Source organism: Streptomyces pseudogriseolus, from assembly GCA_002154585.1.
GTDB lineage: Bacteria > Actinomycetota > Actinomycetes > Streptomycetales > Streptomycetaceae > Streptomyces > Streptomyces pseudogriseolus.
On record MUNG01000158.1, the window covers coordinates 14,154 to 38,399 of the forward strand.

Genomic DNA, 24,246 nt, shown 5'->3' on the forward strand with positions numbered 1-24,246 from the left:
GCCGGCGGGTTCCCGGGGCCTTCGGCGTCAATCCGCCGCGGTCCACCGGCCCTCTGTCCGCCGCGTCCGCGCCCCGCGCCCAGGACGTCCGCGTCAGCCGGGCGTGGCGTGCCTGCCCGGCGTCAGGATCTCGTCCAGCACCCGCAGCACCACTCCGTAGGCCACCGCACGGATCCCGGCGTCCCGTGCCTCGCCGGGATCCCCCGGATCCTCCCGGCCCAGCCGCTCGCCCCGGGCCCGCCAGGACCGCTCCTCCTGTGCCGCCCAGGCCCGTGCCCGCTGGATGCGCCGCAGCAGTTCGTCCGAGTCCACCACATCGGTCATGCGCCCCGGGTACCCGCGGTGGGCCGGGCGACCACGGGCAGCCGGGAAACGTCCGGGAGGTTTGCCTGAACCGTGACAGGTGAGCCGAAAAGGGAGGTCCGAGGCATTTCCCCTCCCCTCCGTCATCGATCCCATCCGTCACTGTTCCTGTCACCGAACCAGGGAGCCGTCCTATGAGCGAGGATCACCTCACCGAACCCCTTGTCCCGCTGCGGGGCGACCGGCCGGCCGGTCGCCCGTGCCCGTCCCGGCCCGCCGAGGTGCGCGAGGCCGTGCTGCGGGCGGTGGCCGAACGCTGCCTGGCGACCCGCACCCCGTGCGACACCGAGGCGCTCGCCGACGCCCTGCTCGTCGCCTCGGAGCTCACCACCAACGCGATCCTGCACGGCGGAGGAGTCACCGGCTTCGAGGTCGACGTCGACGGCCCCGGCGTCCTGCTGTCCGTCAGCGACCGCAGCGACGCCCTGCCCGTCGCCGTACCGGCCGTCGACGGGGAGGGGCGCCGCCGCCCGGGCGGCCACGGCTGGCCCATCGTGTGCCGGCTCGCCCGCGATGTCCGGGTGTCCGATCTGCCCACCGGCGGCAAGCGGATCACCGCCCTGGTCTCCCTGGTCTGAGACCTGCCCCGGGCGCCCGCACGCATCCCCGGCAATTTCCGCGAAGAAGTGGAGTTTGTTCTACCGGGTCGGGGGCAATCGGAGGTTCGTGCTTCGGACCGGAGGCGCGCCGGCGGGAGTGGTACGACCACGCCGGGACCCTCCGTGCGGTCCCGCGACGACCACCCCGCGGTAGATCCCTGAAACCACCGTTCGGGAGCTGAATCCGCATGCTCATTGACTCGTCCGCCCCCCGTCCCGGTACCTCCGGAACGACCGCCGCCGCGACCCGTCGGCGGCACGACGACGCCCCCGACACCACGACGCTCTTCTCGCGCCTCGCGAGCCTCGAGGACGGCCCCGAGCGGGACGCCGTCCGGGACGAGCTCGTCACCGCCTGGCTGCCCATGGCCCACCGGATCGCCGGCCGCTTCCGCGACCGCGGCGAGTCCATCGAGGACCTGCGCCAGGTCGCGGCCCTCGGCCTGGTCAAGGCCATCGACCGGTTCGACCCGAGCCGCGGGGCCTTCGAGAGCTACGCCGTCCCCACCATCACCGGCGAGGTCAAGCGCCACTTCCGGGACCGCATGTGGGCGCTGCGCGTGCCCCGCCGGATCCAGGAGCTGCGCAACAAGGTGCGCGTGGCCCGCCGCGAGCTCACCCAGAACCCCGGCAGCCCCGAGCCGTCCGTGGCGGACATCGCCACCCACACCGGGCTGACCGAGGAGGAGGTGTCCGCCGGCATGGAGGCGCTGGAGAGCTTCAGCACCCTGTCCCTGGACGCCGAGCTCTCCACCGACGACGACGGCTACAGCCTCGCCGACACCCTCGGCGCGTCCGACTCCTCCTACGACGTGGTGGTCGACCGCGAGTCCGCCAAGGAGGGGCTGCGGCGGCTGCCGGAGCGCGAGCGCGCCATCCTCTACATGCGTTTCTTCGAGGACATGACCCAGAGCCGGATCGCCGACCGGCTGGGCATCTCCCAGATGCACGTCTCCCGCCTGATCAGCCGCAGCTGCGCGCGCGTGCGCGCCGACGTGCTGGGCCAGCGCCCCAGCCGCGGCGGCGCCCGCCCCACCGCCTGACGCTTTTTGCTCCGTACCGTCCGTCCAGGAAAGCGAGTCCCATGCTGAAGCCCCATCCCACCGAGCTGCGCCGCCTCGTCGAGGAGTACGAGACCCTCACGGCGGCCCCGGCGACCGCCGCCGAGTCGCGGATCGCCGATCTGGCCTACACCCTGTGCGTGTCGACCGGTACCCGGGACGTGGGCACGGCGCTCGCCACGGCACGCGCCTGGCTGGCGCCGGACGGACGTGACACCGACGGACGCGACACCGCCGCCGCGGCCGCACCGGCCGCCGTGTGACCCGACGCAGGAAGGGAACCCGAGGCTCATGAGCGAATCCGAGTTCGGCCCGGAGGACCGCCCCGTGGACGTCTATCTCGACCTGCTGCGGGTGCGGATGGACACCGAGGACTACCGGCTTCTGCTCCGTCTGGTGGAGCCGGTCCTCGAGGCCATCGACGAGCACCGCCTGTCGGGCCTCGACCTGGCACTGGACGGCGGGGACGAGGAACTGCCCCAGGAGGTCCGCGACGAGGCCGCCCTGGTCATCGCCACGGCGGTCACCGGCCGCCTGGACAACGAGGTGGTCGAGCTCGACGTCGACGACACCGGCCCGGTGCGGGTGGTCACCGACGCGGAGACCGCCGCGGATCCCTCCCGGCTGGGAGAGATCGCCGGCATCATCCGCGACCGCCAGCGCCAGAACGAGGAGCTGCGGGGAATCGCGGAGGCCAGCGGCCTCCCCACCGACTTCTGAGCCACGCCCCTCCCCCTCACCGCCGGGGCCCCGGATCCACGGACCGGGGCCTCGGCGCGCGTACGCCGGCCGCCGAGGGGCGCGGGGAACTGCGCGAACAACCCCCACGCGGCCGCACCCGCCCCGCTACGGCAGGTCCTGAGCTCATAGGCGCGATCCTCAGGGCTCGGGTGCCTTCACCGGGACGTCCAGCGGCCGCGCCAACCCCACCACCGCCTCGTCCAGGCGCTCCAGATGGCGCAGGACGCGGCCGGTGATGCGGCCGTAGCGTGACGCGTCGTCGTCGGCCAGGAGGGACGCGATGCTCGGGCCCGTGTCCACGGGGTCCGTGACCTCGTCGTCGGCGACGCGGGCGGCGATCGTGCGGATGTTGCGTACCGTGCGGCCCGCCGCGCCCCGCAGCCGGGGGTCCGCCGCGATCGACGGGTGGGTCGGCAGCAGCTCCGCCGTCGCCGCCAGCGAGCGCGCGTGGTACGCGCAGGTCTCCAGGAGGGCCACCACGTACCGCGCGGTGGTGCGCCGCGCGCGCAACGGGGTGACCGGGTGCGTCAGCGGCTTCGTGGCCGAGCGCAGGTCACCCAGCGCCTGGTCCAGCTCCCGCGCCTTGTCCAACAGCTCGTCCGCGGGTCCTCCGCTGAGCTGCGCCACGGCCGCGTCCGTGACGTCCGACAGCCGCTCCAGGACGGTCACCAGCAGGTCGTTGGTGCGCCGGTCCGTCCGCACCGGCAGCACCAGCGCCGCCGCGGCCACCCCGCACACCGCGCCCAGCGCCGTCTCCTCCACCCGCAGCACCAGCACCTCCCAGCTGTAGGTGTGCAGCAGGGTGTACAGCAGCCCCAGCATCGCCGTGACGAAGAACGACATCAGCGTGTACGACAGCGGCGCCGTGTAGAACATGGCGAAGATGAGCACCAGAACCAGCGCGAACGCCAGCAGCGTGTGCCCGCCGACCAGCCCGGCCAGCAGGATCCCGGCGACCACGCCGAACACCGTGCCCAGCAGCCGCCGGTAGCCCTTGACCAGGATCTCCCCGGTGGACGCGGTGTTGATGAAGACGATCCAGCAGGTCAGCACCGCCCAGTACCAGCGGTCCGTGGACAGCAGCTCACCGCCGACGATGGCCAGCGTCGAGCCGACCGACACCTGCACGGCGGCTCGCGTGGTGGGCCGCTGCAAGCCCTTGGTCTCCTCGGCGTCCTCCGTCTCCTCGGCGTCGATCGCGGCGTCCTCGGCGTCCAGCTCCTCCCGGGACCTGGCCGTCGCGGGACTGTCGTCCGACTCGTCCTGCGGGCCGTCCAGGGCGATCCGCAGCCCCATGACCGCGCGGGCCGCCTCGCCGATGCCCCGGAACACGTCCCGTACCGGCGCGGAGGCGGCCGGCAGGTTCTCCTCGTCGCGGTAGCCGAGCAGCCGGTTGCGCATCTGGGCCACGCCCGCACCCGCCGTCCCGGTCCGCAGCACCAGCGCGCGCAGCGCCCGCAGATCGCGGCGGAGCAGCACGGCCGCCTCCTCGGGACCGGGCAGCCGCCCCACCTCCGGGGCGGGCGCGCCCGGCAGATGCAGGGTCAGGGTGTCCGCCCGCTGCGCGCTGCGCGCGGACAGCAGCAGCAGTCCGAGCCGCTCGGCGGCGATCTCCGCGTCGGCGACCCGCCGCTGCACCAGCCGCGCGGCCGACTCGTCCGGGGTCCCCTCCTCCAGCCGGCTCTGGATCATCAGCGCCGTCTCGTGCAGCCGGGCCGTGCGCTCGCGTACGTCCTCCAGCGCCTTGTCGGCCTCGTCGGGCCCCGCGTCCAGCAGCGCGATGTGCGCGGACACCAGCCGCGCCAGCCGCACCCGGAATGCCTGCCGCAGCCGCGCCATCAGCCCGGCCGGCGTCACCGGCACGACGGCGAACCGCACCAGCGCGCTGCACGCGAACCCGACCGACAGGACCACCCACAGCGCCGGCAGCTGCCCGGGCGTCGCGCCCACGAACAGGGACACGAAGTACAGCTGGAAGCCGATCAGGCCCAGCGTCGTCCCGCGGTCGCCGAACCGGCGGCCGTACACCGCGGAGAAGATCAGCGCGATCGAGAAGACGTCGCCCAGCACCACCCGTTCGCTCAGCAGCGCGCCCAGCGACACCGACGCCAGCGCCACCGGCAGCCCCAGCGCCAGCGTGACCGCCTGCGCCCCGCGCCGCCGCTCCCGGATGGCGAAGGTGGCGGCCATCGACGTCATCGCGCCCGCCACCAGATGGTTGACGTCCGCCCCGGCCGGGGCGAGCACGGCCAGGGTCAGCGCGATGGCCCCCACCGTGCGCAGTCCCGCCGTCAGCCGCAGCAGCCCGGGGTCGGACGCCGCCAGATGGTCGCGCAGCCGTGTGCCCGGCCGGCGTCCCGCCGCCTTCACGCCCGCGCACGCTCCCCCGTCGTCACCGCTCCGTCCGCCGTCCCGGCCCCCGTGCGCCGGGTCACCGAGCCGCCCGGCCCGCTTCCGCGACGTGCGCCCGCACCTGCTCCGGTGTCAGATAGGCGTCCAGGTACTCGAAGTCGCGCAGGTTGCCCGGCCGGTGCGCCTGGAAGCCGGTGCGCACGAAGTCGTCGCCGGCCACCGCGTTCAGCAGCCAGTTGGTCATCACGCGGGTCTTGGCCACACCGGTGCGCAGCGCGGACCAGTGGTAGCCGCGGGCCACCGCCTGGGCGGGCAGGCCGTGCAGTTCGTAGCCGAGCGGCTTGGACACCGCGTCGGTGCCGCCGAGGTCCACCACGAGCCCCAGGTCGTGGTGCACGTACGGGCGGGTCGGCCGGCCCCGCAGGGCGGCGATGACGTTCTCCGCCACGTGCCGGCCCTGCCGCAGCGCGTGCTGCGCGGTCGGCGGGCACACCGCGTCGTCGCCCTTGGCCAGGTCCGGCACCGCGGCCGAGTCGCCGAGCGCGAACACCCCGTCGTGGCCCGGCAGCCGCATGTCCGCGTTCACCGCGAGCCGGCCGCGTACGGTCTCCGCGTCGAGCGTGCCGATGAGCGGGCTGGCCACCACCCCGGCGGTCCAGATGAGTGTGCGCGTGGGCACCACCCGGCCGTCGGTGAAGGTGACCTCCTCGGCGCCGGCCTTGGCGATGGACACGCCCAGCGAGATCTCGATGCCGCGCCGGGTGAGGATCTCGTGCGCGCTGCGGCCCAGCTTCTCGCCCAGCTCGGGCATGAGCTTCGGCGCGATGTCGATCAGATGCCACTTGATCAGGCCCGGGTCCAGCCGCGGGTAGCGCTTGACGGCGGCGTGCGTCAGCCGCTGGAGGCAGGCCGCGGTCTCGGTGCCCGCGTAGCCGCCGCCGACCACCACGAACTGGAGCCGCGAGGCGCGCTCCGCCGGGTCGGTGCAGGCGTCGGCCAGGTCCAGCTGGGAGATCACGTGGTCGCGCAGGTAGGCGGCCTCCGCCAGCGACTTCAGCCCGAAGGCGTGGTCGGTCAGGCCCGGGATGTCGAAGGTGCGGGTGACGCTGCCGGGCGCCAGCACGATGTAGTCGTACGGCTCGTCGACGATCTCCCCGGCGACGGTCCGGATGACGCACACCTTGGCCCGCAGGTCCACGCCGATCGCGCCGCCCGGGATGATCCGGGTGCGGTACTTCTCGCTGCGGCGCAGGGAGATCGCGATCGACTGGGGGGTGAGCACCCCGGAGGCGACCTGGGGGAGCAGCGGCAGATACAGCTGGTAGGACATCGGCGTCACCAGCATCAGCTCCGCCTCGCCCGGAGTGAGCCTGCGCTCCAGCCGCCGCACGCACTCCACACCGGCGAATCCGGCGCCCACCACGAGGATCCTGGGTCGTGTCACGGTGTCCATCCCTTCGTGCGGCTTCAGGCGGTCCGCCTCGAACGTCGATGCCTAAGACGCGTGCCCGTGTTCAGCTCCACGATGCCCGCCCCGGCCCGGGACCGCACCGGGAATCGTCGGCGCGGGGGACCGCACCGGCCCCGCCGGGGGACTCAGCCGCGCAGGTGACAGAGCAGCAGGCACACGTCGTCGTCGCGCTCGGAGTCGCTCAGCAGGGGCTGGAGGACCCGGTCCGCCGCGTCCTCGAGGTCCGCGTCCAGCTCCGCCCGGTCGAACGAGGCGAGCGCCGTGCCGAGGCGCTCGATGCCCGGGTCGATGCCCCGGGAGCGCCGCTCCACCAGGCCGTCGGTGTAGAGGGCCAGCGTCGAGCCGGGCGCCAGCCGCTCGGTGTGGTCGGCGATGTCCTGGCTCAGCGGGATGCCCAGCATCGCGCCCGGCTTGGCGTCCAGCGTGCGGATCCCGCCGTCCGGCAGCCTCAGCACCGGCGGCGGATGGCCCGCCGCGGCCCAGGTGAGGGTGCGGTCGTCCGGGTGGAAACGGGCGATGACGGCCGTCGCGAACAGGTCCGGCTGGAGATGGCGCAGATAGCCGTGCAGCCGGGTCAGCAGCCGCCCGGGGCTGTCACCGTCCACGGCGTAGGCGCGCAGCGCGGTGCGCAGCTGGCTCATCATCACCGCGGCGTGCAGCCCGTGCCCGGTCACGTCGCCGATGACGGTGACCAGGCTGCCGTCCCGCTGAAGGAACGCGTCGTACCAGTCGCCGCCGATGTTCAGCCCGTGCGTGGCCGGCAGATAGCGCGCGGCCAGCCCCACGCCCGGGGCGGACGGCAGCTCCGTCAGCAGGGCGCGCTGCAGCGTCTCCGCGATGTCCCGGTTGTGCTCGAAGCGGCGGGCGTTGTCCAGGGCGATCCCGGCCCGCCGGGCGAGCTCGATCAGCATCACCGCGTCGTCCGGATCCCACCGCTCGCCCTGCGGCGACAGCGTCAGCACGCCCAGCGGCGCCCGGCGCGGCGTCAGCAGCGGCACACACAGCAGCGGCCGGTCAGGGGCCAGCGCCGATGGCGGCCGGTCCTCCACGCCGGGCAGGTTGCCGGGATGGTCGGCGGCGTACTGCGGGCGCCCGGTGCGCGCCGCCTGCACCGCCGCGCCCGGGTGCGCGGCGGGCAGCGGCCGGCCGTCCTCGGGGTCGAACAGCCAGACGTCGACACCGTCGGCGTACCGCGGCACCAGCAGCTCCGGCAGCCGGCGCAGGATCTCGTCGTGGTTCAGCGAGGCGGTCAGCGCCGCGCTGGCGTCCGCGAGGAACGTCAGCCGCCGCCGCGCGTTCTCCGCCTCGGTGCGTGCCCGGCGCTCCGCCGCGAACGCCTCCCGCTGCGCCCTGCCCGCCGCGTCCAGCTCGGCGTGCAGCGCCAGGACGCCCTGGTTGGTCTGGTGCAGCTCCTCCCGGTGGAAGGCGACCAGACCCTCCTGCTCGGCCAGCTCGTCCAGCACCACCGAGGTGTCCTCGTCGGCGCCGAGCAGCCCCTCGGACAGCGCGGCCGCGTCCTCCGGCACCGGACACGGGCCGGACAGCCGGCCCGGCTCGGGGCAGGGCACGGCCGTCGTCCACGGGGTGCTCTCCCCGGCGGCGCCGTCCGGGGCCGGCACGACCACGACGTGCAGCTCGCCGGGCCCGCCGTGCGCGCCTTCGCCGTCCTCGCTGCCTTCCAGGGTGAGCAGCCACGTGCCGCCCTTGGTGAGGCACTGCCGCAGCTGCCCGCTCAGGGCGGTGGCCAGCCGGGTCCGGGCCACCGTGGGCACACCGCACGCGGCGGCGAGCCGCGCCACGGCGATCCGGGCGCGGGCCGCGTCGGTGACGGTCGTGATGCGCCAGGCGCGCGTCATGGGGAAGCCTCCGGGACGTTGGCGAGCACGGCCACGGCGGTGTCGTCCCGCACGGGGCGCGCCGCGCTGCCCGCGTCACGGACCGCCACGGCGGCCGTCACGGCCGGGTCGGCCGGGGGCACGCCGGTGTCCGCGGGCGGCGTCCAGCGGGACGACAGCCCGTCCGTGTGCAGAATCAGCAGGCTCTCCCCGGTCCACACCGTCTCGTCCTCGCGGACCGTGCGGGGCCGGTGTGCGCCGACGATCCCGGGCCGGGACAGCAGCGTCCGCCAGCGCCCGCCGTCCCGCAGCCGCGCGGTCACGTTGCCGATGCCCGCGAAGCGCAGCCGCCCGGTCCAGGTGTCGAGCTGGGCCGCGGCGACCGCCGCCCCGCGGGTCCCGGACAGCGCGGTGTGCAGCCGCTGGAGCAGCTCGGCGGGCGGCAGCCGGGCGCAGTGGCGCAGCTCCTCGACGGCGGCGTCGGAGGCGCGGGCTGCCTCGGCGCCGTGACCGAGACCGTCCGCCAGCAGCAGCGTCACCCGGTCGCCGGACCGCACCCACGACCAGGCGTCCCCGGACACCTCCCCGCCCGCGAACGGCACGTTGACGCCGCCCGCGTGCACACCGGGCGACCGCACCGGGCCCTCCTCGGGGACCGGAGCGGCCGTGACGGGCCCGATCCGGGCCACCGCGACGGTGCCGCGGCCGGGCACGCTGTGCAGGCCGAACGCGTCGGCGATCCGCCGGCACGTCCCCAGCCCCGCCCCGAGCGAACCGCCGGTGCTGAAGCCGTCCTCGAACGCGCCGGCCACGTCGGCGATGCCGGGCCCGTGGTCCAGGGCGGTGATCTGCACGGCCCGCGCCGGCCGCCCTTCGGGCAGCACGGCGGGATCGACGACGTCGACGACCACCTCGCCCGCCGTCGCGTGCCGGAGCAGGTTGGTCGCCAGCTCGGTGGCCACCAGCGCGCACGCCGCCCGGCGCTGCTCGTCAAGACAGGCCCGGGCCGCGGCGTCCTCCGCCGCCACCCGCACGTCGCGCACCCGGGTCGCGTCGTGCACCGGCACGTGCCACACGCGCGGCATCACCGGCCCCCGCGCGGCCCGACCGGGCGGGACACCCAGGAGGTGACCCGTACGACGGTGCCCGACCCCGGGGTGCTGTCCACCTCGAAGTCGTGCACCAGACGCCGCGACCCGCCCAGCCCCATGCCCAGTCCGTCACCGGAGGTGTAGCCGTCGCTGAGGGCCCGCTCCAGATCCGGGATCCCGGGGCCCTGGTCGGAAAAGGTCAGCCGCAGCCCGGCCGTGCCGTCGGCGGCGGTGACGCGTGTCGTCTCCAGCACGCCGCCCCCGCCGTGCACCAGCGTGTTGCGGGCCAGCTCGCTCGCGGCCGTCACCAGCTTCGTCTGGTCCACCAGACCGAAGCCGACCCGGGTCGCGGCCTGCCGCACGTGCTGCCGCACCCACGCGAGGTCCAGGTCCGACCGGATGGGCAGCCGCGCGTCGACGTCCGCGGCCATGTCCATCACGGTCTCCCCTCGCCGCCGGGCCGGCGCGGAACGATCGGCTGCGCCAGCAGTTCCAGCGCCGCCTCGGTGTTCAGCGCCGTCCGCAGCTCCGGGAACGTCAGGCCCAGCTCCACCAGCGTGATGGCGACCGCCGGCCGCATGCCCGCCACCACGGTCCGCGCGGCCAGCAGCTCGGTCTGCGCCGCGGTCTCGGCCAGCACCCGGCCCAGGAAGGAGTCGACGATCTCCACCCCGGAGATGTCGATCACCACCCCGGTGACCCGGCTCGCGGCGATCGTCTCGGCCAGGTCCTGCTGGAGCTGGGACGCCATGCCGTCGTGCAGGTCCCCCTGGAGGGTGACCAGCAGCACGTCCCCGAGCCGCAGCACCGGCACATGGCCCGCGGCCGGGCGGGCGAAGTGCTCGCTCACCGCCGGACCGCGCCCTCGGCCGGGGCCGTCACGATGTCCGCGCCCAGCTCGTGCAGGCAGTACCCGAGCGCGTCGGCGAGGCTCGCGCGGGTCTTGACCGTGCCGAGGTCGAGGCCGAGGTGGACGATGGTCTGCGCGATCGCCGGACGGATGCCGGAGACGACGCACTCGGCGCCCATCAGCCGGGCGGCGGCGACCGTCTTCATCAAGTGCTGCGCGACCAGCGAGTCGACCGTTGGCACTCCGGTGATGTCGAGGATCGCGAACCGGGCGTGCTGGTCGACCACCGCGTTCAGCAGCGTCTCCATCACCACCTGGCTGCGGGCGCTGTCCAGCGTCCCGATCAGCGGGACCGCCACGATCCCGTCCCAGAGCTTGATCACCGGTGTCGCCACCTCGAGGAGCTGGAGCCGCTGCCGGTCGATCAGGGCCTGGTTCTCGCTCAGCGCGGTCTGCATGGTGACCAGCCGCAGCGTGCCCATCAGCACGCTCAGCGCGGTCGCGCACTCCCGCCGCCGCTCGGGGTCCTCCTGCTGCAGATCGGCCACCAGGAGGTTCTCCACCGGCGGCAGCAGCGCGGCCAGCTCGCTGGAGACCTGGGTGGTGGACAGTCCCGCGCGGGAGCGGGCCGCGCCCATCCGGGCCAGCTGCTCCCTCACCCCGGTGAACCCCGCGGCGTCCGGGTCCTCTATCCGCTGCGCGTCGGCCACCTGGGCCAGCGCGTCCACGATCGTCCGGCCCGCGTCCACGGCCTCGTCGCGCGAGACGGTGAACACCGTACGGAACAGGGGCTCGTCGGCCCAGCGCTGGGCGATCTGCTCCCGTCGCCGCCGCAGGAAGTCCCCGACCTCCCGGGCGGGGCTGAGGTGGGTGGCGTCCGCTTCGTGCTCCGGCACCTGTCTGCTCTCCTCCTGGTCGTCACAAAGCGCCCGACCCAGGACGGGGCCGGGCGGGGCGGTTCCGCTCAGGCCTCGGGCCCGTCCGGGGCCGCCTGGGGCCGGTCGACGCGCTCCAGCGCCTCGTCGACGCTCTCCGACACGGGCACGGTGATGCTGACGCCCGTCAGATCGAGGATCCGGCGCACCGCGGGGGTGGGGGAGATGATGTGCACGCTCCCCGGCAGCTCCCGCGCCTCCTGGTAGACGCGCAGGATGATGTTCATGCCGGAGGAGTCCATGAACGGGACCGCCGACAGGTCCAGCAGGAAGTGCCGGCGCCCGTGGTGCAGCTGGTTCGCCAGGTGGTGCTGGAACTCGGTCGCCGTGTCGACGTCCAAGTAGCCCTCGACGGTGACGAGGGCCACGTCCTCACGAGGAAGTGTCACCTCGACGGACAACGGGTCCTGGGCAATGGGCACGAGTACCTCCAACAAGGTGATCAAGTCCTGTGTCGCGCAGCCGCGCGTACCCCCCAATCGCCTTCTCATGCCTGCGTCCGCACGATCGGCCGTCCGGGTGACCTATCCCACCCTGATGCCCACGATGCACGTGTCGTCGTCGGTGTCCGACCTGCTGTACGTGAGCAGCCGGTCGAGCCGCTGGTCGAGCGTGCCCGGCACCGTCGCCGCGGTGGTGAGCAGATGCGTCAGCGACTCCTCCACCGAGCGGTCCCGGCGCTCGATCAGTCCGTCCGTGTACATCAGCAGGTTGTCCTCCGCGGCGAGCTGCACCTCCCCCTCCTCGTAGCGCGCCTCGGGGACGGCGCCCAGCAGCAGACCGCGCACCGGGGGCAGCGGAGCCGCGTCGGAGCCGCGCACCAGCACCGGCGGCAGATGGCCCGCCCGCGCCCACCGCAGGGTGCGGGTGTCCGGGTCGTACAGACCGCACACGGCGGTCGCCGTGACCCCGCCGGTCAGATGGTGCGTCACCATGTTCAGCCACGACAGCAGCTGCCCCGGCCCCGCGCCGGTGACGGCGAGCCCGCGCAGCGCGTTGCGCAGCACGACCATGCTGGTCGCCGCCTCGATGCCGTGACCGGCGACGTCGCCCACGCACAGCAGCACCAGACGGGACGGCAGCACCACCGCGTCGTACCAGTCGCCGCCGACCAGCTGCTCCGCCTCGGCGGGCCGGTAGCGCACGGCCACGTCCAGGCCGGGCATCTGCAGCGGGCCCTGCGCGGGCGGCATGATCGCCCGCTGGAGCTGAAGCGCCAGCCGGTCCCGCTCGCTGGCCTGCTGCTCGGTGTGCGCGAGCTGGTCGCGGGTCGCCGCCAGCGCCACCTCGGTCCAGTGCTGCGCCGAGATGTCCTGGTAGGCGCCCCGCACGGTGAGCAGCCGCCCGTCGGTGTCCAGCACCGGCTCGGCGACCACCCGGATGTGCCGGGTCACCCCGTCGGGCCGCTGCAGCCGGAACGCGGCGGAGGCCGGGCGCCGGTGGTGCAGCAGCGTGCGCAGGAAACGGCCGATGGCGACCGCGTCGTCCGGGTGCGCGTGCGCCGGGAGGTCCTCCAGCGGCACCGGGGGACTGGTCTCCGGACGCCCGTACAGGTCGAACAGCTGGTCGTTCCAGGTGATCTCACCGGTCAGCAGGTTCTCCTCGAACCCGCCGATCCGGCCGAGCCGCTGGGCGTGTTGCAGCAGGCTCGCCAGCCGCGCCGTCTCGTCCTCGATCCGCCAGATGAACAGGATCCCCGCGCCGTGCCGGCTGACGCTGATGTCCGCGACCGCCGACAGCGGCACCTGGTCCACCAGCGCGGTCAGATGCATGCGCCGGGCGCGGAACGGCTCACCCGTGGCGTACACCCGCTCGATCCGCTGGAACAGCTCGCTCTGCCCGGCGGCCATCGGGTACGCCTCCAGGAGCAGGGCCCCGCTGACCATGCCGCGCGGCCGGCCCGCCGGGTCCAGGAAGCGGCTGTTGACGTGCTGGATGCGGAAGTCGAGCAGGTTCCCGGACGCGTCCAGGTGCGGCACGAGCACCAGGGCAGGGTCGTACAGCCCGTCGGCCAGGTCCATCAGCTCGGCCGCGTCCGGCAGCACCCGCGGCGGCCCGGCGGGGCCGTCGGGCGCCGTGTACGTCTCCAGGGTGTGCGCGCACAGCTCCGCCAGGGCCTCCACCTGCCGCACGATCTGCGGCGGCTGCGGGGGCAGCGGCACGGGCCAGACGATCTCCAGCATGCCGTACACCCGCCCGCCGGTGCCGGCGGGCACGGCCGCCCGGCCGCCGTCCGGGTGATGGTGCCGGCCCACACTGGGCAGCCCCCGCTCGGCCAGCGACTCGATCCACAGTCCCTCGCGCTCGGCCAGACCGCACCGCGCGACCGTCGCCACGTCCGGCGGCACGTAGTACCAGCGCGCCGCCTCGGCGGGGGAGAAGCCGGCGCTGCCGGCCAGGGTCAGCGACCCGTCGGCGCCCGCCGCCCAGATCGCCACGGCCACCGCGCCCAGCGGGCGCAGCGCCTGCTCCAGCAGCGACTCGGCCACCGCCTGGGTGTCGTCGGCGGCGAGCGCCCCGCTCTCAGCCGCCCGCAGCCGTACGGCCGCCGGGTCGCCCTCCGCCTCGCCGGCCGCCCGGGTGGCGGTCAGGAAGGCGTGCGTCACCTCGGACATCCGGTCCCGGGCGGCCTGGTTGATCACCTCGACGGCGAACTCCAGCTGGGTCGTCCCGGCCTGCTCGGTCAGCTCGGCGAGCTGCCGCGCCGCCTGCGCCGGACCGCAGCCGAGGCGCTCCACCAGGATGCCCTTGGCCAGCTCGATCAGCGCCCGCCCCTCGGCCTCCGCCTGCGCGGCGCGCACCTCACGGCTCAGCCGGTCCACCGTCGCCGCCAGCCGGCCCACGGGCGAGTCGGAGGCCACCCCGGCCGGACCCGCCGCGGCCGGCCGCAGCTCCAGCTCCCTCTCCTCGGGCGCGCGCTCGCCCGGGTGCTCCTGGACGCTCATGCCGGCAGCCAGCGGCGCACGCAGGCGATCAGCTCATGGCTGTCGACCGGCTTGGTGACGTAGTCGCTGGCGCCCGACGCGAGGCTCTTCTCCCGGTCCCCGGGCATCGCCTTCGCGGTCACCGCGATGATCGGCAGGTCCGCGTACTGCGGCATCGACCGGATCTCGGCCGTGGCGGCGTACCCGTCCAGTTCGGGCATCATCACGTCCATCAGGACCAGTGCCACCTCCGGGTTGTCCACCAGTCTCTGGATGCCCTTGCGGCCGTCCTCGGCGTGCAGCACCCGGAAGCCGTGCAGCTCCAGGATGCCGCTGAGCGCGAAGAGGTTGCGCGCGTCGTCGTCGACGACCAGCACGGTCCGGCCCGCGAACGAGCCGTCCACCACGGCCTCCGGGGTGGACCGCTGCCCCTCGTCCGGGCGCACCAGCGACAGCACGTCGCCGGGCTCCTCCGCCGACAGGTGCAGCGCGATCCGCTCCCGCAGCTCGTCCAGGCTGGACAGGAACTCCAGCGCCGTGCCCGAGGCGCGGTCGCGCAGGCTCGCCTCCACCTCGGCGTCGGCGCGGTGCCCGCTGTGCACCAGCACGGGCACGCTCGCCAAGGCGGAGTCCCCGCGCAGCGCCTCCAGGAACCGGGCCACCTCCGCCTCCGCCATGCCCAGCTCCAGCACCACGCAGTGGCAGGGGTCGGCGGCCAGCGCGCCGGCCGCCTCCTGCGCGCCGACGGCGGTGATGATGTCGACCGACGGACGGGAACCGCCGCCCGTGTGCGCGACGTCCTGCACCACGCTCTCCGCGACCAGGGTGAGCAGCCCCCGGGGCCGCTCCTCCACCACCAGCAGCCGGCGCGGACGCCGCCCCGGCTGGGCGGGCGCCGCCTCGATCGCGGGCGTCCGGGGGGACGCGGCCTCCGGCAGCTCCTCCCCGGCCGGCTCGCTCTCCACGGCCGGCGCGGGCCGCAACTGCTGCTCGAAGTCGGGCCGGGCCACCGGCAGGAACAGCGTGAACGTCGAGCCCTGGCCCGCGACGCTGTCCACGGTGACCGCGCCGCCCAGCAGGTGCGCGATCTCCCGGGTGATGGACAGACCCAGGCCGGTACCGCCGTACTTGCGGCTGGTGGTGCCGTCGGCCTGCTGGAAGGCGCCGAAGATGGATTCCAGGTGCTGTTCCTGGATGCCCACACCGGTGTCCCGCACCCGGAACGCGACCACGGGACCGCCCCGCAGCACCTCCGCGGGCACCTCGTCGTCCGGGGCCGGCTCGATCCGCAGCTCCACCTGGCCCCGCTCGGTGAACTTCACCGCGTTGGACAGCAGGTTGCGCAGCACCTGGCGCAGCCGCGAGTCGTCGGTGAGCAGGTCCGCGGGCGCGCCCGGCGAGGTGGTGACCGTGAAGTCCAGGCTCTTCTGCATGGTCATCGGCCGGAAGGTGACCTCGACGTACTCGACGAGGCGGCGCAGCTCCACCCGTTCGGGGCTGACGTCCATCTTCCCCGCCTCGACCTTCGACAGGTCGAGGATGTCGTTGATCAGCTGGAGCAGGTCCGAGCCCGCCGAGTGGATGATCTGCGCGTACTCCACCTGCTTGGGGGAGAGGTTGCGCGAGGGGTTCTGGGCGAGCAGCTGGGCCAGGATCAGCAGGCTGTTCAGCGGGGTGCGCAGCTCGTGGCTCATGTTCGCCAGGAACTCCGACTTGTACTTCGAGGCGAGCGACAACTGCTGCGCCCGCGCCTCGAGTTCCTGCCGGGCCTGCTCGATCTGGAGGTTCTTCGCCTCGATGTCCCGGTTCTGCGCGGCCAGCAGCGCCGCCTTGTCCTCCAGCTCGGCGTTGGACCGCTGGAGTTCCTCCTGCTGGGTCTGCAACTCCGCGGACCGCTCCTGGAGTTCGGCGGTGAGCCGCTGCGACTCCACCAGCAGCTCGTCGGTGCGGGCGTTCGCCACGATGGTGTTGACGTTGACGCCGATGGTCTCCATCAGCTGCGCCAGGAAGTCCTGGTGGATCTGGGTGAACGGCGTCACCGACGCCAGCTCGATCACGCCGAGCACCTGGCCCTCGACCACGATCGGCAGCAGCACCAGGGCGGTCGGCACCACCTGGCCGAGTCCGGAGGAGATGGTCACGTAGTCGGGCGGCAGCTGGTCCACGAGGATGGTGCGCCGGCTGCGCGCGGCCTGCCCGACGAGCGTCTTGCCGAAGGGGATGCGCGTCGGCCGCTCGTCGTCGTCGGGGTAGCCGTAGGAGCCGACGAGACGCAGCTCGGGGCCGTCCTCGCCGTCGTCGGCGAGGTAGAAGGCGCCGTACTGGGCGGACACCAGCGGGACCAGCTCGTCCATGATCAGCTCGGCGACCACGGGCAGGTCGCGGTGACCCTGCATCAGCCCGGACACCCGGGCCAGGTTGGTCTTGAGCCAGTCCTGCTCCTGGTTGGCCCGGGTGGTCTCGCGCAGGGACTCCACCATCGCGTTGATGTTGTCCTTGAGCTCGGCGACCTCGCCGGACGCCTCCACGTTCACCGAACGGGTCAGGTCGCCCTCGGCGACCGCGCTGGTCACCTCGGCGATCGCGCGGACCTGCCGGGTGAGGTTCCCGGCCAGCTCGTTGACGTTCTCGGTGAGCCGCTTCCAGGTGCCGGAGACGCCCTCGACCTCCGCCTGCCCGCCGAGCCGGCCCTCGGTGCCGACCTCGCGGGCGACGCGGGTGACCTCCTGGGCGAACGCGGAGAGCTGGTCGACCATCGTGTTGATGGTCGTCTTCAGCTCAAGGATCTCCCCGCGCGCGTCGACGTCGATCTTCTTCGACAGGTCGCCCAGGGCCACGGCGGTCGTCACCAGCGCGATGTTGCGCACCTGGCCGGTGAGGTTGTTGGCCATGGAGTTGACGTTGTCGGTGAGGTCCTTCCAGGTGCCGGCCACACCGGGCACGTGCGCCTGCCCGCCGAGCCGGCCCTCGGTGCCGACCTCGCGCGCGACGCGGGTGACCTCGTCGGCGAACGCGGACAGCGTGTCCACCATCGTGTTGATGACGTCCGCGAGCGCCGCGACCTCGCCGGCCGCCTCCACCCGGATCCGCTGCGACAGGTCGCCCCGGCCCACCGCGGAGGCGACCTGGGCGATGGAGCGCACCTGCCCGGTCAGGTTGGACGCCATCACGTTGACGTTGTCGGTGAGGTCCTTCCAGGTGCCCGACACCCCCCGCACCTGGGCCTGTCCGCCGAGGCGGCCCTCGGTGCCGACCTCGCGGGCGACGCGGGTGACCTCGTCGGCGAAGGCGGAGAGCTGGTCGACCATCGTGTTGATGGTGTTCTTGAGTTCGAGGATCTCGCCGCGGGCGTCGACGGTGATCTTCTGCGACAGGTCGCCCTTCGCCACCGCCGTCGCCACCAGCGCGATGTTGCGCACCTGGCCGGTGAGGTTGCCGGCCATGAAGTTCACCGAGTCGGTCAGGTCGCGCCAGGTGCCCTTGACCCCCTGCACGTCCGCCTGTCCGCCGAGGCGTCCTTCGGTGCCGACCTCGCGGGCGACGCGGGTGACCTCGTCGGCGAAGGCGGAGAGCTGGTCGACCATCGTGTTGATGGTGTTCTTGAGTTCGAGGATCTCGCCGCGGGCGTCGACGGTGATCTTCTGCGACAGGTCGCCCTTCGCCACCGCCGTCGTCACCTGGGCGACGTTGCGGACCTGCGCCGTGAGGTTGCCCGCCATGGCGTTCACGGAGTCGGTGAGGTCCGCCCAGGTGCCCGAGACCCCCGGCACCTGCGCCTGACCGCCCAGCGTCCCCTCCGTGCCCACCTCGCGGGCGACACGCGTCACCTCGGAGGTGAACAGCGACAGCTGGTCCACCATCCCGTTGAAGACCTTGGCGATGTCCCCCATGAGCCCGTCGGCGTCACCGGGCAGCCGGGTGCCGAAGTCCCCGTCCCGTACGGCCGTCAGCCCCGCGAGGAGCTGCCTCAGCTCCTTGTCCCCCGGCACCGTGTCGGTCCCCTCGGTGCTTCTGCTGGTCATGCGCACCCTCGTTCCGGCCCCATTCAAAGCGCATTTCCGCAGATCAGGCGGAGGCGCGCGGCGAGAAATACGCCGCAATCTAACGCACCTAGCGGGTGCGCGACAAAGCAGACCGTGGCTTTCGGGACCGGTGGAGAATCACTGTTCCCGGCAGGCATGTTCCGGCGCATGCGGGGTACCTGATGCGGTTTCACCGCGCCGCCGCCAGGTTGGCCGCTTTCGACGGCCGCCGTTCGAATGTGTGCCCGTCCGAGGGGTATCTGCTCGGGTGGAGGGGGCAAGTCCGGCCCCCCGGCAAGGCAGGGGGAGCAGTTGATGGGGAGCAGTCGTTCTACGGGGAGGCCGGAAGCAGTGCCCACCGACAGCATCTGGTCGTACACGCCGGCCCTGGAGCACGTCCGCGGGGCGGACCTCACGGGGTTCACCGTCGTCGCGCGCGACGGCACCGCCGGCCACGTCGACCGCCAGGCCGTTCACCACGGCATGCCGCATCTCGTCGTGGACACCGGCGTGTGGGTCTTCGGCCGCAGCCTCCTGGTGCCCGTCGGGGTGATCACCTCCGTGGACACCGCCGAGCGGAAGCTGACGGTGTCCTGCACCAGGGCCGAGCTGAAGGCCGCGCCGCGCTTCCGCACCGACAGCGAGACCATGGACCGCGTCTATCTGACCGCCGTCGGCCACTACTACAGCGAGCTGCCCCGCGAGGAGCGGCCCGCCGGATGAGGGCGGGGCCCGCCGGATGAGGGCGGGGCGCGCCCGCCCCGCCCTCACCACGGCAGGAAGACATGGATGTCCTTGCCGTCGTCGTGGGTCACGACGCTCACCTGGTCGCAGAGCGTGTGGATCAGATGCCACCCGATGCCGCCCCCGCCGCTGTGCGGATGGAACGGGCGCGGGGCCGGCTCGGTGACGCTGGTGTCGTGCATCACGACGTGCACCCCGTCGAACGTGCGGCGCAGCCGCAGCTCGAACGGCCCGGGGGCGTACTGCACCGCGTTGGCGGCCAGTTCCGTGACCACCAGAAGTATGTCGTCCCAGTGCTCCGGCGCCGACGGCGCCGACGCGCGGGCCAGGTCGAAGAGGAATTCCTCCGCGACCAGACGTGCGTCCGTCACATCGTGCAGCTCCCCCGGGAAGCTGGCGATGCGGCTCGTGATCTCCTCGCCGGCCAGTGTCCTGTCCCTACGCGACTCGGGTGCCATGTCGCCTTCCAGGCCCCGGCCCGCGCCGGGGCGGTCGTCGCTGCTGTTGCCTTCCCCGATCTGTGGGTTCCCGTGCGGGCGGAGCCTACGCGCCCGCCTGCCCGACCGTACGGGGTGACAAACCCCGCACCCGTCGCGCGCATGATCAGCGGAACACGTTGTCCTCGTCCCACACCGAGGCGTCGTCCGGCGCCGGGGGGCGCGCCGGGCGGGTGCGGGACTGGTACATGGCGTCGATCTCCAGCGCGTAGCGGCGCACGATCTCGTCCCGCCGCAGCTTCATCGACGGCGTCAGCAGCCCGTTGGACACGTCGAACGGCTCCGGCAGCACCCGGAACACCCGGATCGACTCCGAAGGGGACACGCTGCTGTTCGCCGCGGCGACTGCCCGCCCGATCTCCTCCCGCAGCGCGTTCTCCTCACGCGCCTCGCGGGCCGGGGCGTCGCCCTGGAGCGACAGCGCCGCCCGCCAGTCCGCGAGGAAGTCCGGGTCCAGCGTGATCAGGGCGCCCACGCACGGCCGGTTGTCGCCCACCACCACCGCCTGGTGGACGAGCGGGTGCATGCGCAGCCGCTGCTCCAGCGCGGCGGGCGCCACGCTCTTGCCGCTGCTGGTGATGATGATGTCCTTCTTGCGGCCGGTGATCGTGAGATAGCCCTCGCCGTCCAGCCGGCCCAGGTCCCCGGTGGCCAGCCAGCCGTCCCGCAGGGCCGCCCGCGTCGCGGCCGGGTCGCCGAGGTACCCCTGGAACACCGAAGGGCCGCGCACCAGGATCTCCCCGTCCTCGGCCACCTTGACCGCGGTGCCCGGCAGCGGCTGCCCGACGGTCCCCGACTTCTCCCGGCCGTACGGCTGCATCGTCACGCCGCCGCTGGTCTCGGTGAGGCCGTAGCCGTCGTGCACGTAGATGCCGATGCCCTCGTAGAAGAGGGACAGGTCGCGGGAGAGCGGCGAGCCGCCCGAGGTGGCCCGCAGCACCCGGCCGCCGAGCGTCGCCCGCAGCCTGCGGTAGACGGTCCGCTCGTACAGGGCGTGCTGCATCCGCAGGTCGAAGCCGGGTCCCGAGCCGCGCCCGAGCCGCTGCCGCTCCGTCGCCGCCGCGAAGTGCCGCGCGGTCTCGGCGGCCCGCTCGAACAGCGCCCCGCGCCCCGACAGCTGCGAGGCGCGCAGGAAGTTCTTGTAGATCTTCTCCAGCAGCGACGGCACCGCGTACAGATAGGTGGGGCGGAAGGAGCGCAGCGACGTCGACAGCGCGTCCGCGCCGAGGTCCGGCTCGTGCCCCATCAGCAGGCCGCCGCGGATGCACAGGCTCTGGATCATCAGTCCGTACACGTGCGAGAACGGCAGGAACGCCAGCACGGAGCCCTGCTCGCCGGGCGGCGCCGCGACATGGCCCCAGCCCGCCAGCAGCGTGTCGCAGATGAACGCCAGCCCGCGGTGGCTGAGGGCACAGCCCATCGCGTGCCCCGAGGTGCCGGAGGTGTACGCCACCACGGCCGTGGAGTCCGGCAGCACGATCCGCCGCATCGAGTCGACCGTGGCCGCCGGGATGGCCTCGCCGCGCGCGACCAGCTGGTCCAGCGCGCCCGCGTCGAGCTGCCACACGTGCCGCAGCCGGGGCAGCTGCGCGCACACCGAGCCCACGGTCATCACGCTCTGCTCGTCCTCGACCAGCACGGCCACACAGCCGGAGTCGCGCAGGATCCACTCGACCTGCTCCCGCGAGGAGGTGGGGTAGATCGGCACGACCTCGGCGCCCACCGTCCACAGCGCGTGGCACAGCACGGTCCACTCGTAACGCGTCCGCGCCATGATCGCGACGCGGTTGCCCGGCGCTGTCCCGGACGCGATCAGTCCCTTGGCGAGATCGACCACCTCGTCGCGGAACTCGACGGCGCTGACCTCCTCCCAGGTGGCGGACCCGGGGACGGTGCGGCGGGCCAGCACCGGCATGGTCGGGCTCTCGGCCGCCCTCGCGAACAGACTGTCGGCGAGGCCGCAGGTCAGGGGCGAGGCGGACGGCGGAGCGAGAGCGAGGTCGCGCATGCACTGCTCCCTACGGTGACGGGGGGTGGCGGTGCATGAATGTAGTCCAGCCGGGGGACCCCTGGGCCGGGATCACGTCAAGTGTGTCCGCACTGATGAACTGGCCGCTTTCGGGGGACCCGGCTGCCATGAGCTACGTCAATCCCGATCCCGATCCGGACCGCACCACGGGCCTCGAGGCGGGTGGCGGCGTCCCCCCGGGCGAGACCCCGCCCGCGGAGAGCAGCATGCCCGAGGCGGGCCCCTACGAGCTGTCCCACAACCCGGCCAAGGGCTGGGCCAAGGGCCCCCTGACCGCGATCCTGCTCCTGGTCGCCTTCATAGCGGCGTTCTTCCTGGTCTACGCGATCATCCTGCTCCTCTGACGAGGCGCCAGCACCGGCCACCGGCACCTGCGCAAGGCCCGTGCGGGCGGGTGGGGGCTGATCGCGCAGTTCCGCGCCCCTTCGGGGCGCTGGGCGGAATGCGCCTACAGGGGCGCGGGGAACTGCGCGAACGGGGGTCCGGGGGCGAAGCCCCCGTAGCCCTCACGGGGCGCTCACGCCTGCGTATGCCGGACGCACTCCGTGACCACGTCGCGCAGGCTGTCCGTGCGGTCCAGGAGGGCGCGCTGGATCATCGCCCCGTTGCCGTCGCGCAGCAGCCGCTCGCAGCCCTCGCGGGCGCGGTCCAGGTCGCCGTGGTCGGCGAGGGCGTCCGCCGTGTGGTCGAGGAGCGCGCGGACGACCGCCTCGGCGGGCATCCTCCGCATCGTCTCCGGGTGCAGCAGCTCGCCGGTGAGGCCGGAGCGGGCCGCCTGCCAGGCGGCCAGCCGCAGCAGGGACACGCCCGGGTCGAGCGGCTCCCGGCCCTCCCGCCACTCCCGCGCCGCCGTCTCCACCAGCGCCCGCGTCAGCGTGGCCACCAGCCCCGCCGTCTCCGCGTGCAGCGCGACGTCCGAGACCCGTACCTCCACCGTCGGGTACCGCTGGGACAGCCGGGCGTCGAAGTAGATCATCCCCTCGTCGAGGATCACGCCGGTCGCCACCATGTCCGCGACCCGCCGGTGGTACCGCTCCGGCGACCCGAACAGCTCGGTCGGCCCCGCCGACGGCCACCGCTGCCACACCCGGCTGCGGTAGCTGGCGTACCCCGAGTCCTTGCCCTGCCAGAACGGGGAGTTCGCGCTCAGCGCGGTCAGCACCGACAGCCACGGCCGCAGCCGGTCGAGGACGGCCACGCCCTCCTCGTCGGACTCCACCGACACGTGCACATGGCAGCCCAGGACGAGCTGCTCACGGGTGGCGATGCCGTACTGCTCCTCCATCCACCGGTACCGCTCGTTCATGCCGACCGCCGGGCTGACCGGCAGCGGCGAGGTGGCGAGCGCGGCGACCGTGCAGCCGATCTCCTCGGCGTGGCCCGCGGCCTCCTTGCGGCAGCGGGCTATCTCCGCGAGCAGGCGCTCCATGGACGACTGCGGATGGGTGGCGAACTCCACCATCTGCTCGTGCAGTTCCTTCTCGAAGACGTCCTGCCCGGAGTCCTCCCGCTCGGCACGGGCGAGCACCGCCGCGGACATCGCCCGCGGTTCGCCTGTCTCCGGATCGACCAGGAGGAGTTCCTCCTCCACTCCCACGGTGCGCACCTGATGCCTCGCCCTTCTGCCTGCCGCGTCGACGCCGAGCAGCCCTCGGCCGTACGACCCGCATGCCCCGCGCGGGGCGCGGGACACCTGTCGTCGTACGGCCGGGGGCTGCCGGGCACCGGGACGCGGCCTCACAGCGGCGTGGGCGCCAGCCAGACGGTCGCGAGCGGGGGAAGGGTGAGCCGGACGCGCCCGTCCTCCGGCTTGACCGGGTCAGGGTTCCCGACGCCGCCACCGCCGTAGCGGGCGGCGTCGGTGTTGAGGATCTCCTCCCAGGCGACCACGTCGTCGCCGACGGCGAGCCGGTAGTCGTGCCGGACCACGGGCGAGAAGTTCGACACCGCGAGCAGCGGCCGGCCCTCCGCGTCGTGGCGCAGGAACGCGAAGACGTTGTCGTCGGCGGCGTCCACCGCCACCCAGCGGAAGCCGGACGGGTCGGTGTCGCGCTGCCACAGCGACGGCAGCCTCCGGTAGTGCGCGTTGAGGTCGCGCACCAGGTCCTGCACCCCGCGGTGGTCGCCCGCCGAGTGGTAGCCCTCGTCCAGCAGCCACCACTCGGGCCCGGCCTTCTCGGACCACTCCGCGCCCTGCGCGAACTCCTGCCCCATGAAGAGGAGTTGCTTGCCGGGGTGGGCCCACATGAAGCCGAGGTAGGCACGGACGTTCGCCCGCCGCTGCCACCAGTCGCCGGGCATCTTCGACACCAGTGCCTGCTTGCCGTGCACCACCTCGTCGTGCGAGATCGGCAGCACGTAGTTCTCGCTGTACGCGTACACCATCGCGAAGGTCATCTCGTGGTGGTGGTACTTGCGGTGCACCGGCTCGTGCGCGGCGTACTCCAGCGAGTCGTGCATCCAGCCCATGTTCCACTTCAGCCCGAACCCGAGCCCGCCGGTGTCGGTGGGCCGGGTCACCCCGCCCCACGCCGTGGACTCCTCGGCGATGGTCACCACGCCCGGGCAGCGCCGGTACACGGTGGCGTTCATCTCCTGGAGGAACGCCATCGCCGCCAGGTCCTCCCGGCCGCCGTACGCGTTGGGCTCCCAGCCGCCGTCCTCACGCGAGTAGTCGAGGTAGAGCATGGAGGCGACCGCGTCCACCCGCAGCCCGTCGATGTGGAACTCCT

The 24,246-nt window shown here is 73.5% G+C and carries 21 protein-coding genes; 6 read left to right on the forward strand and 15 right to left on the reverse strand.

The window, feature by feature from the left end; translation table 11 throughout:
• Window positions 1-93 precede the first annotated feature (93 nt).
• The gene (locus CCN29_RS15680) at window positions 94-324 is read right to left on the reverse strand and encodes a hypothetical protein (RefSeq protein ID WP_086682540.1); all 231 of its coding nucleotides are present in this window, start codon (window positions 322-324) and stop codon (window positions 94-96) included.
• 173 nt (window positions 325-497) lie between these two features.
• Here CCN29_RS15680 and CCN29_RS15685 point away from each other — a divergent pair, with 173 nt between their 5' ends.
• The 4 genes from CCN29_RS15685 (at window position 498) to CCN29_RS15700 (ending at window position 2,743) form a co-directional block, all read left to right on the forward strand.
• Window positions 498-941, forward strand: a complete 444-nt coding sequence (locus tag CCN29_RS15685; protein ID WP_006133712.1) for an ATP-binding protein — start codon at window positions 498-500, stop codon at window positions 939-941.
• 209 nt (window positions 942-1,150) lie between these two features.
• Window positions 1,151-2,005 (forward strand): SigB/SigF/SigG family RNA polymerase sigma factor, encoded by an 855-nt coding sequence (locus tag CCN29_RS15690; protein ID WP_086682543.1) that lies wholly within the window; start codon window positions 1,151-1,153, stop codon window positions 2,003-2,005.
• 41 nt (window positions 2,006-2,046) lie between these two features.
• Window positions 2,047-2,286, forward strand: coding sequence for a DUF5133 domain-containing protein (locus tag CCN29_RS15695; RefSeq protein ID WP_006133710.1), 240 nt, complete (start codon window positions 2,047-2,049; stop codon window positions 2,284-2,286).
• Between the two features lie 28 nt (window positions 2,287-2,314).
• Window positions 2,315-2,743, forward strand: a complete 429-nt coding sequence (locus tag CCN29_RS15700; protein WP_006133708.1) for a hypothetical protein — start codon at window positions 2,315-2,317, stop codon at window positions 2,741-2,743.
• A gap of 159 nt (window positions 2,744-2,902) precedes the next feature.
• Here CCN29_RS15700 and CCN29_RS15705 read toward each other — a convergent pair whose 3' ends face one another.
• From CCN29_RS15705 to CCN29_RS15750, 10 genes are all read right to left on the reverse strand, one after another.
• Window positions 2,903-5,134 carry an FUSC family protein gene (locus CCN29_RS15705; RefSeq protein ID WP_086682546.1) on the reverse strand — a complete coding sequence of 744 codons (2,232 nt, stop codon included), beginning with the start codon at window positions 5,132-5,134 and terminating at the stop codon, window positions 2,903-2,905.
• 61 nt (window positions 5,135-5,195) lie between these two features.
• The gene (locus CCN29_RS15710; protein ID WP_086682549.1) at window positions 5,196-6,569 is read right to left on the reverse strand and encodes an NAD(P)/FAD-dependent oxidoreductase; all 1,374 of its coding nucleotides are present in this window, start codon (window positions 6,567-6,569) and stop codon (window positions 5,196-5,198) included.
• A gap of 143 nt (window positions 6,570-6,712) precedes the next feature.
• Entirely contained in the window at window positions 6,713-8,443 is a 1,731-nt protein-coding gene (locus CCN29_RS15715) for a PP2C family protein-serine/threonine phosphatase (protein ID WP_086682552.1), read from the reverse strand.
• Entirely contained in the window at window positions 8,440-9,507 is a 1,068-nt protein-coding gene (locus CCN29_RS15720; protein ID WP_006133702.1) for a SpoIIE family protein phosphatase, read from the reverse strand. The genes CCN29_RS15715 and CCN29_RS15720 overlap by 4 nt, the downstream gene beginning before the upstream one ends.
• Entirely contained in the window at window positions 9,507-9,950 is a 444-nt protein-coding gene (locus CCN29_RS15725; protein ID WP_006133701.1) for an anti-sigma regulatory factor, read from the reverse strand. The genes CCN29_RS15720 and CCN29_RS15725 overlap by 1 nt, the downstream gene beginning before the upstream one ends.
• Window positions 9,950-10,363 carry an STAS domain-containing protein gene (locus CCN29_RS15730; protein ID WP_006133700.1) on the reverse strand — a complete coding sequence of 138 codons (414 nt, stop codon included), beginning with the start codon at window positions 10,361-10,363 and terminating at the stop codon, window positions 9,950-9,952. The genes CCN29_RS15725 and CCN29_RS15730 overlap by 1 nt, the downstream gene beginning before the upstream one ends.
• Window positions 10,360-11,259 (reverse strand): STAS domain-containing protein, encoded by a 900-nt coding sequence (locus CCN29_RS15735; RefSeq protein ID WP_006133699.1) that lies wholly within the window; start codon window positions 11,257-11,259, stop codon window positions 10,360-10,362. Before CCN29_RS15735 ends, CCN29_RS15730 begins: the two co-directional genes overlap by 4 nt.
• Window positions 11,260-11,327: 68 nt before the next feature.
• The gene (locus tag CCN29_RS15740) at window positions 11,328-11,720 is read right to left on the reverse strand and encodes an STAS domain-containing protein (RefSeq protein ID WP_031061141.1); all 393 of its coding nucleotides are present in this window, start codon (window positions 11,718-11,720) and stop codon (window positions 11,328-11,330) included.
• Window positions 11,721-11,822: 102 nt separating this feature from the next.
• The gene (locus CCN29_RS15745) at window positions 11,823-14,243 is read right to left on the reverse strand and encodes a SpoIIE family protein phosphatase (RefSeq protein ID WP_086682555.1); all 2,421 of its coding nucleotides are present in this window, start codon (window positions 14,241-14,243) and stop codon (window positions 11,823-11,825) included.
• Window positions 14,240-18,244 (reverse strand): hybrid sensor histidine kinase/response regulator, encoded by a 4,005-nt coding sequence (locus CCN29_RS15750; RefSeq protein WP_006133696.1) that lies wholly within the window; start codon window positions 18,242-18,244, stop codon window positions 14,240-14,242. The genes CCN29_RS15745 and CCN29_RS15750 overlap by 4 nt, the downstream gene beginning before the upstream one ends.
• A gap of 351 nt (window positions 18,245-18,595) precedes the next feature.
• Here CCN29_RS15750 and CCN29_RS15755 point away from each other — a divergent pair, with 351 nt between their 5' ends.
• Entirely contained in the window at window positions 18,596-18,967 is a 372-nt protein-coding gene (locus tag CCN29_RS15755) for a hypothetical protein (protein ID WP_006133695.1), read from the forward strand.
• Window positions 18,968-19,011: 44 nt separating this feature from the next.
• Here the strand turns inward: CCN29_RS15755 and CCN29_RS15760 are convergent, their stop codons facing one another.
• Together CCN29_RS15760 and CCN29_RS15765 are read right to left on the reverse strand one after the other, a co-directional pair.
• The gene (locus CCN29_RS15760) at window positions 19,012-19,446 is read right to left on the reverse strand and encodes an ATP-binding protein (RefSeq protein ID WP_006133693.1); all 435 of its coding nucleotides are present in this window, start codon (window positions 19,444-19,446) and stop codon (window positions 19,012-19,014) included.
• A 145-nt stretch (window positions 19,447-19,591) separates the two neighbouring features.
• Window positions 19,592-21,493 carry an AMP-dependent synthetase/ligase gene (locus CCN29_RS15765; protein WP_031016820.1) on the reverse strand — a complete coding sequence of 634 codons (1,902 nt, stop codon included), beginning with the start codon at window positions 21,491-21,493 and terminating at the stop codon, window positions 19,592-19,594.
• A 128-nt stretch (window positions 21,494-21,621) separates the two neighbouring features.
• Here CCN29_RS15765 and CCN29_RS15770 point away from each other — a divergent pair, with 128 nt between their 5' ends.
• Complete coding sequence (locus tag CCN29_RS15770; protein WP_006133691.1) at window positions 21,622-21,858, forward strand: DUF6480 family protein; 237 nt, start codon at window positions 21,622-21,624, stop codon at window positions 21,856-21,858.
• A 173-nt stretch (window positions 21,859-22,031) separates the two neighbouring features.
• On the opposite strand, the gene CCN29_RS15775 is transcribed toward CCN29_RS15770, so the two are convergent.
• Both CCN29_RS15775 and glgB read right to left on the reverse strand, forming a co-directional pair.
• Window positions 22,032-23,120, reverse strand: a complete 1,089-nt coding sequence (locus tag CCN29_RS15775) for a glutamate--cysteine ligase 2 (RefSeq protein WP_006133690.1) — start codon at window positions 23,118-23,120, stop codon at window positions 22,032-22,034.
• A gap of 131 nt (window positions 23,121-23,251) precedes the next feature.
• Window positions 23,252-24,246, reverse strand: a 995-nt coding sequence (gene glgB / locus CCN29_RS15780) for a 1,4-alpha-glucan branching enzyme (protein ID WP_107481704.1), incomplete at its 5' end; no start/stop codon positions are given.